General features: G+C 38.6%; 6 protein-coding genes, 3 tRNA genes and 1 rRNA gene. 7 read left to right on the forward strand and 3 right to left on the reverse strand.

Going from position 1 to position 7765, the window contains the following annotated elements; all coding sequences use genetic code 11:
- Position 1 precedes the first annotated feature (1 nt).
- Positions 2–355 carry a YacL family protein gene (locus A9500_RS01080; protein ID WP_065243577.1) on the reverse strand — a complete coding sequence of 118 codons (354 nt, stop codon included), beginning with the start codon at positions 353–355 and terminating at the stop codon, positions 2–4.
- A 1-nt stretch (position 356) separates the two neighbouring features.
- Positions 357–704 (reverse strand): iron-sulfur cluster insertion protein ErpA, encoded by a 348-nt coding sequence (erpA, locus tag A9500_RS01085; RefSeq protein WP_049369279.1) that lies wholly within the window; start codon positions 702–704, stop codon positions 357–359.
- A 125-nt stretch (positions 705–829) separates the two neighbouring features.
- Between erpA and map the strand changes: the two genes are divergently transcribed.
- A complete protein-coding gene (gene map, locus A9500_RS01090) occupies positions 830–1633 on the forward strand; it encodes a type I methionyl aminopeptidase (protein WP_054418940.1) in 804 nt (267 codons plus the stop codon).
- A 294-nt stretch (positions 1634–1927) separates the two neighbouring features.
- Positions 1928–4513 (forward strand): bifunctional uridylyltransferase/uridylyl-removing protein GlnD, encoded by a 2586-nt coding sequence (gene glnD, locus A9500_RS01100; RefSeq protein ID WP_065243579.1) that lies wholly within the window; start codon positions 1928–1930, stop codon positions 4511–4513.
- Between the two features lie 45 nt (positions 4514–4558).
- On the opposite strand, the gene hemL is transcribed toward glnD, so the two are convergent.
- A complete protein-coding gene (gene hemL, locus A9500_RS01105) occupies positions 4559–5842 on the reverse strand; it encodes a glutamate-1-semialdehyde 2,1-aminomutase (protein ID WP_065243580.1) in 1284 nt (427 codons plus the stop codon).
- Positions 5843–5967: 125 nt separating this feature from the next.
- Here hemL and wecA point away from each other — a divergent pair, with 125 nt between their 5' ends.
- The 5 genes from wecA to A9500_RS01130 all read left to right on the forward strand — a co-directional run.
- The gene (gene wecA / locus A9500_RS01110) at positions 5968–7032 is read left to right on the forward strand and encodes a UDP-N-acetylglucosamine--undecaprenyl-phosphate N-acetylglucosaminephosphotransferase (protein ID WP_065243581.1); all 1065 of its coding nucleotides are present in this window, start codon (positions 5968–5970) and stop codon (positions 7030–7032) included.
- Positions 7033–7214: 182 nt separating this feature from the next.
- Positions 7215–7291: transfer RNA gene (locus A9500_RS01115), tRNA-Arg, on the forward strand.
- Positions 7292–7322: 31 nt separating this feature from the next.
- Positions 7323–7398: transfer RNA gene (locus A9500_RS01120), tRNA-His, on the forward strand.
- Positions 7399–7422: 24 nt separating this feature from the next.
- Positions 7423–7499: transfer RNA gene (locus A9500_RS01125), tRNA-Pro, on the forward strand.
- A gap of 170 nt (positions 7500–7669) precedes the next feature.
- Positions 7670–7765 (forward strand): 16S ribosomal RNA (locus A9500_RS01130); the annotation flags it as partial.

Consider the following 7765-nt stretch of genomic DNA (forward strand, 5'->3'; position numbering starts at 1 on the left):
GTTAAGCAATAAATTCAAAATAAGCATTAAGAAAGTGGATGAAGTCTGTTGTACCGCAGAAGGCGATGCTTTCTTCATCATAATAATGGAAGTCGTCTTCTAAAATTTCATCTGTTTCAATCGCAAGGTTATTGGCGCGAATCATCACTTCATCGGTATTGATAAAAAGCGTGTATTCAGAACCAATCAGCGTGACTTCATCATTATTTTTAATCTGCTTACAGGCAGAAAGTGCGGTCAAAAACGCTTGAGGATTTGACCGCACTTCAGAATTAAACCAATTGGCTAGCGCAATGTGTTCCATCGAACATTTGGCATGCACATTGCCTAGATAATGGGTAAATTGAAAATCCATGTTAGATGCTGAATGACGAACCGCAGCCACAGGTGCTGGTTGCATTTGGATTGTTCACCACAAAACGAGAACCTTCCAATCCTTCAGTATAATCAACGGTGCCACCAATTAAGTATTGTAAGCTCATTGGATCAATGACTAATTGCACACCGGATTTTTCAATCGTCAGGTCGCCTTCATTGACTTTATCATCAAAGGTAAAACCATATTGGAAACCGCTGCAGCCACCACCGGTGATGTACACGCGTAATTTTAATTCATTGTTTTCTTCTTCGGTAATTAAGCTTTTTACTTTATTGGCTGCCGCATCAGTAAAAGTTAGCGGCACGGCCATATCTAAATCTGACATATCTCTATCCCCACTTTCCTAAAAATAATCTTTGTATTATCTAATAACCTGTTAATTCATTCAAGATTTTTCACGGAATTAGTGCTATTATATCCGAATAAATCAGAATTAAATAAGGAGAAATAATGGGCATTCCATTAAGAACTGAAGAAGAACTTGTTAAGTTGCGTGAAGCGTGTAAATTAGCATCTGATGTTTTGGTTATGATCGAACCTTATGTAAAAGAAGGGGTGACGACGGGAGAATTGGATCGTATTTGTCACGATTATATGGTGAATGTACAAAAAGTAATTCCTGCTTGCTTAAATTATCATGGTTTCCCGAAAGCAACCTGTATTTCTATAAATGAAGTGGTTTGCCATGGTATTCCAAGCGACGATAAAAAATTAAAACAGGGCGATATTGTCAATATTGATGTGACCGTGATTAAAGACGGTTATTTCGGAGACAACTCTAAAATGTATGTCGTGGGTGAAACCAATATTCGTAGCCAAAAATTGGTTGAAGCGGCACAAGAAGCGCTTTATGTGGGATTACGTACGGTTAAGCCGGGTATTCGTTTAAATGAAATTGGTAAAGCGGTACAAAAATATACTGAAAGCCAAGGCTTTAGCGTAGTACGAGAGTACTGTGGCCATGGTGTGGGAACTGAATTCCACTGTGAACCGCAAGTATTACACTATTATGCGGATGATGGCGGTGTGATTTTAAAACCGGGTATGGTATTCACCATTGAGCCAATGATTAATGCGGGTAAAAAAGAAGTGCGTATTATGGGCGATGGTTGGACAGTAAAAACCAAAGACCGTAGCCATTCAGCGCAATATGAGCATCAAATTGTGGTTACCGAAAACGGTTGTGAAGTGATGACAATCCGTGATGAAGAAATTGCAGAAGGTCGAATTCAACGTATGATGGTCAATATTTAAAGCATTAAAAGGAAATTTGATTTACGATGAGATTTAGAACTTTCCTTCTGATCAGTTTAGTTATCGTATTTTTTGCGTGCCTTCCCCTTATTATTTTTGAGGTGATAGGAGAAGGAGAGCCTGTAATAGCTTTAGTGTGGATTGGCTACTTCGTTACACTACCAATTGGTGCAGTTGTACTAGGTGTCTTTTGGCTCTGTTCAGTGTTCCATTGGATCTTTGACAAAGATTAATTCCCATCATGGTTATTGAAAGCTCATTTTTATGGGCTTTTTATTTAATTAAGAGAACAGTATGCTTTTTCCTTATCATTTCGATTCTCCACTCACGCCAAGTGCGGTCAAAATTCAGCGTGAAAATTTAAAGGAATTGGAACGTCAGCATTTTTCTGATTATTCTGTTTTTGAGCTGATTGCTAACCGTACACAATTTTGTGATGATTTGTTAAAACAGCTTTGGCAGCAATTTGAATTAGATAAAGCTAATCTTACCTTAATTGCAGTAGGTGGGTACGGAAGACAAGAAATCTTTCCTTTATCTGATTTGGATGTTCTTATTCTTTCAAAAGAAGAAAGAGGCGTTGAAACGGAAGAAAAAATTGCTCAGTTTGTGCAGTTCTTGTGGGATTGTGGATTTGACGTAGGGCACAGTGTTCGTTCTTTAGAAGAATGTGAAAAGGAAGGTAAACAAGACATTACTATTGCCACCAATTTACTTGAGTCACGTTATTTATCGGGAGATATATCCCTTTTCAATGCTTTAGAGGAAATACTGAAAAAGCCAGATTTTTGGGCGGTAAAATCATTCTTTGATGCCAAAGTACAAGAACAAATTGAACGTTATCAGCGTTATCACAACACCAGTTACAATTTAGAGCCTGATTTAAAATACAGCCCAGGTGGTTTGCGGGATCTTCACCTTTTATATTGGATCGCCTTACGCCACACAGGAGAAATGACACTTGATGGCATTTTGGAAAGCGGTTTTATTTACCCATCAGAACATCAACAATTATTAGACAGCCAAGAATTTTTATTCAAAGTGCGGTTCGCTTTGCACTTGATTTTAAAACGTTATGACAACCGACTGCTGTTTGATCGTCAAATTAAAGTGAGCGAGATGCTTGGTTTTGAAGGCGAGGGAAATCATGGTGTCGAAAAAATGATGAAACGTTTTTTCCAAGCTTTACGCACGATTTCTCGTTTGACCGATATCCTGATTAAGCACTATAAAGAGCATTTTTTATCAACAGATGGCGAGCTCTCTATTCATCCTTTGGATAAGAATTTTGAATTAGTGAATCAAAGTTTGTGTTTACGTAAGGAAGACGTGTTTTTACGTTCACCGGATCGTATTTTGGATCTTTTTTTCTATCTTACGCAGCATGAACAAGCCGAAATTCATTCCTCAACATTACGCCAACTTCAGATTGTGTTGGAAAGTTTGACGCAGAAATTATGTGATATTCCTGAAGCAAGGGAGAAGTTTATTCGGTTATTTAATCAACCGAAAGCGATTCAGCGAGCATTCCTTCCAATGCACCAATATGGTGTGTTAACGGCTTATTTGCCACAATGGCAGGGAATTGAAGGCTTGATGCAATTTGATCTCTTCCATATTTACACTGTGGATGAGCATACCTTGCGAGTGATGTTGAAGTTGGAAAGTTTCTTAGCTGAAGACGAAGCAGAATCTCATCCCATTTGCCATCAAATATTTGGTCAAATTTCTGACCGCACTTTGCTTTATGTTGCCGCACTTTTCCATGATATCGCGAAAGGGCGAGGGGGGGATCATGCGGAGTTAGGGGCTGAAGATATCGCTGACTTTGCTCGTTTGCATGGTTTTGATCGTCGAGAAATTGAAACAATGATCTGGTTGGTGAAAGAACATCTGCTCATGTCAATTACCGCACAGCGTCGAGATATTCATGATCCGGAAGTCGTGATGAACTTTGCGGAAAATGTGCAAAATCGAGTTCGTTTAGATTATCTCACTTGTCTGACCGTTGCGGATATTTGTGCGACAAATGGCACATTATGGAATAGCTGGAAGCGTTCTCTTTTTGCCTCTTTATACGATTATACGGCGCAACAATTCCGACAAGGGATGGATTTGCTATTAGATAATGAAGAAAAAATCCTTGAAAATCGTCAATTGGCGTTGGCAATTTTATCCGAAGAACAACCAGAATTATCTGAAGAGAAAATTTCAGCTTTGTGGCAGCGTTGCCCATCTGATTATTTCTTACGAAATAGTCCAAAACAAATTGCGTGGCATACAGAGTTATTAGCTGAATTTGATGGTGAAGTACTCGTTAAAATCAGTAACCGTTTTTCTTCCGGCGGAACAGAAATTTTCGTTTATTGTCCTGATCAAACCAATTTATTTAATAAAGTGGTATCAACCATTGGTGCGAAAAAATTCAGTATTCATGATGCACAAATTTTAACATCCGATGATGGCTACGTATTCGATAGCTTTATCATCACAGAATTAAATGGTGAATTGGTTCGTTCAGAACGTCGCCGAGAATTAGAGACGGTATTAACCTCTGTTTTATTAGGTGAAAAATTGCCATCCATGTCTTTTGCAAATAATCGACAGTTGCAACATTTTACCGTAAAAACAGATGTGCGTTTTTTGAAAGAAACTAAAAAAGAGCATACCGAATTAGAAGTGGTAGCTTTAGATAAACCCGGTTTATTGGCTCAAATCAGTCAAATTTTTAGCGAGTTAAAACTCAATATTTGTAATGCAAAAATCACGACTGTAGGGGAAAAAGCCGAAGACTTCTTCATTCTGACAAATGAAAAAGGCACAGCATTAACCGAAGAGGAAAGGGGATTGTTAGAAAACGTACTCTATGAACGTTTATAGTATGAAATAAAAAAGTGCGGTTAAATTTAACCGCACTTTTTATATTTAAGCCACTGCGGCAAATGCAATATCAGCGGCAGCAAGCGTTTTTTCAATGTCTTCATTTGTATGTGCTAAAGACATAAAGCCTGCTTCAAAAGCAGAAGGCGCAAGGTAAACACCTTGATCAAGCATTTTATGGAAGAACACTTTGAATTTTTTGGTATCACATTTCATGACTTCTGCATAAGAAGTAACTTGTTTTTGGTCAGTGAAGAAAATACCAAACATGCCGCCTACATGATTAATCACAAATGGCACATTGTGTTTTTGAGCTAATGCTTTTAAGCCGTCACAAAGTTTAGTGGTTAATTCTGCAAGGTGTTGCTCGTTACCTGCTTTTTTCAATTCGGTTAAACAGGCTAAACCTGCCGCCATTGCAATCGGGTTACCTGAAAGAGTACCTGCTTGATAAACAGGGCCGGTTGGTGCGAGGTGTTGCATAATCACTTTTTTACCGCCAACAGCACCCACTGGCATACCGCCACCAATGACTTTACCTAATGTGGTGAGATCAGGTGTTACACCATAGTAAGCTTGTGCACCCGCAAGTGAAACACGGAAACCAGTCATGACTTCATCAATAATGAAAAGTGCACCATATTGGTCACAGATTTCGCGAATGCCTTGTAAGAAACCTTCTTTTGGCGGAATACAGTTCATGTTGCCTGCGACAGGTTCAATAATCACACAAGCAATATCGTTAGGAAATTCTTCAAATAATTTTTTAACAGAATCAAGATTGTTATATTCTGCAGTTAAAGTGTGTTTTGCAAAATCTTCAGGCACACCTGGTGAGCTTGGTTGACCAAGTGTTAACGCCCCCGATCCTGCTTTTACTAGAAGTGAATCAGAATGGCCGTGGTAACAACCTTCAAATTTTAAGATTTTGCTTCTATTTGTATAACCACGCGCAAGACGAATGGCAGTCATGGTTGCTTCAGTACCTGAACTTACCATACGAACCATTTCAATAGATGGCACAATTTCACAGACCAATTCTGCTAAATCAATTTCAGACGGTGTTGGTGCGCCAAAGCTTAAACCATTTTCAGCAGCTTTTAATACCGCATCTAAAATGGCAGGGTGATTGTGACCTAAAATCATTGGCCCCCAAGAACCCACATAATCGATATATTGTTTGCCTTCGGTATCGTAAATGTAAGCGCCTTTGGCTTTTTGAATAAATACGGGTGTGCCACCTACGCCTTTAAAAGCACGAACAGGGGAGTTTACACCACCAGGAATAACTTCTTGTGCACGAGAGAAAAGTGCGGTTGATTTTGTCATGATTTTTAATCCTTATATTAAAAGTGGGCAGGCATATTGTACTAAAAAACTGAATTTGAGAAAAATCTTTGTGTGCTGATTTTTCTTTATGTTATCCTTTGCAAAAAATTTTTAGGATACAAACTATGCTAAGTCTTATTGTAACTTTCTTAGGAGCATTTTTAACCTTGCTTGTGATGCGACCAATTGCGAATAAAATTGGCTTGGTTGATAAACCAAATTATCGTAAGCGTCACCAAGGTGCGATTCCACTTATTGGCGGTGTTTCTCTTTTTATGGGAAACCTTTGCTATTATTTAATGGAGTGGGATCAACTTCGTTTACCTTATCTTTATATATTCAGTATCTTTGTTCTACTCGCAATCGGTATCTTAGATGACCGCTTTGATATTAGCCCTTTCTTGCGTGCAGGAATTCAAGCGGTGCTTGCAATTTTAATGATCGACTTAGGTAATGTTTATTTAGATCATTTAGGCCAAATTCTCGGGCCATTCCAATTAACACTTGGTTCTATCGGATTGATTATTACCGTATTTGCCACAATCGCGATTATTAATGCCTTTAATATGATTGATGGTATTGATGGATTGCTAGGAGGGTTGTCTATTGTTTCATTTGCTGCCATCGGTATCTTGATGTTCCGTGATGGACAGATGGATATGGCATATTGGAGTTTTGGCTTAATTGTCGCGATTCTGCCTTATTTATTATTAAACTTAGGGATTCCGTTTGGGCCAAAATATAAAGTGTTCATGGGGGATGCAGGAAGTACTTTAATCGGCTTTACTATTATTTGGATTCTACTTTTAAGTACGCAAGGAAAAGGACATCCGATGAATCCAGTGACCGCACTTTGGATTATTGCTGTTCCTTTAATTGATATGGTGGCCATCATTTATCGCCGTTTACGCAAAGGAAAAAGTCCATTCCGTCCGGATCGCTTACATGTACACCACTTAATGGTTCGTGCAGGATTAACCTCTCGCCAAGCCTTTTTATTAATTACCTTATTTGCGGCAATTTGTGCAGCAATTGGGATCTTAGGTGAAATTTTCTATATTAATGAATGGGCAATGTTCATTGCGTTTATCGTGCTATTCTTCCTTTATGCTTATTCAATTACAAAAGCGTGGAAAATCACTCGATGGGTACGAAGAATGAAACGTCGAGCACGCCGTAATAAGCAATAAACTAAATAAAGAGGATAGCAATTTGCTATCCTTTTTTATTCTTTAGCACTAAAAATAGACGAATAAATAATAAATTCTATACAAATTGAACAAAAATTTATCTTTTGATATTTTTTTTCAAAAAAGTGCTAGACAAGGTATTGTGAAATCATTAATATACGCCCCTGCAACGACGCAGTAACGCGTTCGTAGCTCAGTTGGATAGAGCGTTGGCCTCCGGAGCCAAAGGTCGCAAGTTCGAATCTTGTCGAGCGCGCCAGAAAGTCAATGCGATGAACAACTAATCAATGGTGGCTATAGCTCAGTTGGTAGAGCCCTGGATTGTGATTCCAGTTGTCGTGGGTTCGAATCCCATTAGCCACCCCATATTCTCTTAATTGAGAAATCTGACGGCGAGTAGCGCAGCTTGGTAGCGCAACTGGTTTGGGACCAGTGGGTCGTAGGTTCAAATCCTATCTCGCCGACCAATTTATTTTTGCTCTTTAACAATATATCAGACAATCTGTGTGGGCACTTGTTGATTGACTTGTTTTAAAAATATTTTTTAATTTTGAAGTCTTAATAGGTGCTAACTAGAAATTCATAATACTTTTTAAGTAGTGACATTTTATGTCAGCAGTATTGAGCGATTGAACTTGAATTGAAGAGTTTGATCATGGCTCAGATTGAACGCTGGCGGCAGGCTTAACACATGCAAGTCGAACGGTAACATAAAGAAGCTTGCTTCTTTGAT

Source organism: Haemophilus sp. CCUG 60358 (assembly GCF_001679485.1).
GTDB lineage: Bacteria > Pseudomonadota > Gammaproteobacteria > Enterobacterales > Pasteurellaceae > Haemophilus_D.

Coding starts and splice junctions, on each gene's coding strand:
- A9500_RS01080 (WP_065243577.1), bottom strand. CDS start 355: ATGGATTTTCAATTTACCCATTATCTAGGCAATGTGCATGCCAAATGT.
- erpA (WP_049369279.1), bottom strand. CDS start 704: ATGTCAGATTTAGATATGGCCGTGCCGCTAACTTTTACTGATGCGGCA.
- map (WP_054418940.1), top strand. CDS start 830: ATGGGCATTCCATTAAGAACTGAAGAAGAACTTGTTAAGTTGCGTGAA.
- glnD (WP_065243579.1), top strand. CDS start 1,928: ATGCTTTTTCCTTATCATTTCGATTCTCCACTCACGCCAAGTGCGGTC.
- hemL (WP_065243580.1), bottom strand. CDS start 5,842: ATGACAAAATCAACCGCACTTTTCTCTCGTGCACAAGAAGTTATTCCT.
- wecA (WP_065243581.1), top strand. CDS start 5,968: ATGCTAAGTCTTATTGTAACTTTCTTAGGAGCATTTTTAACCTTGCTT.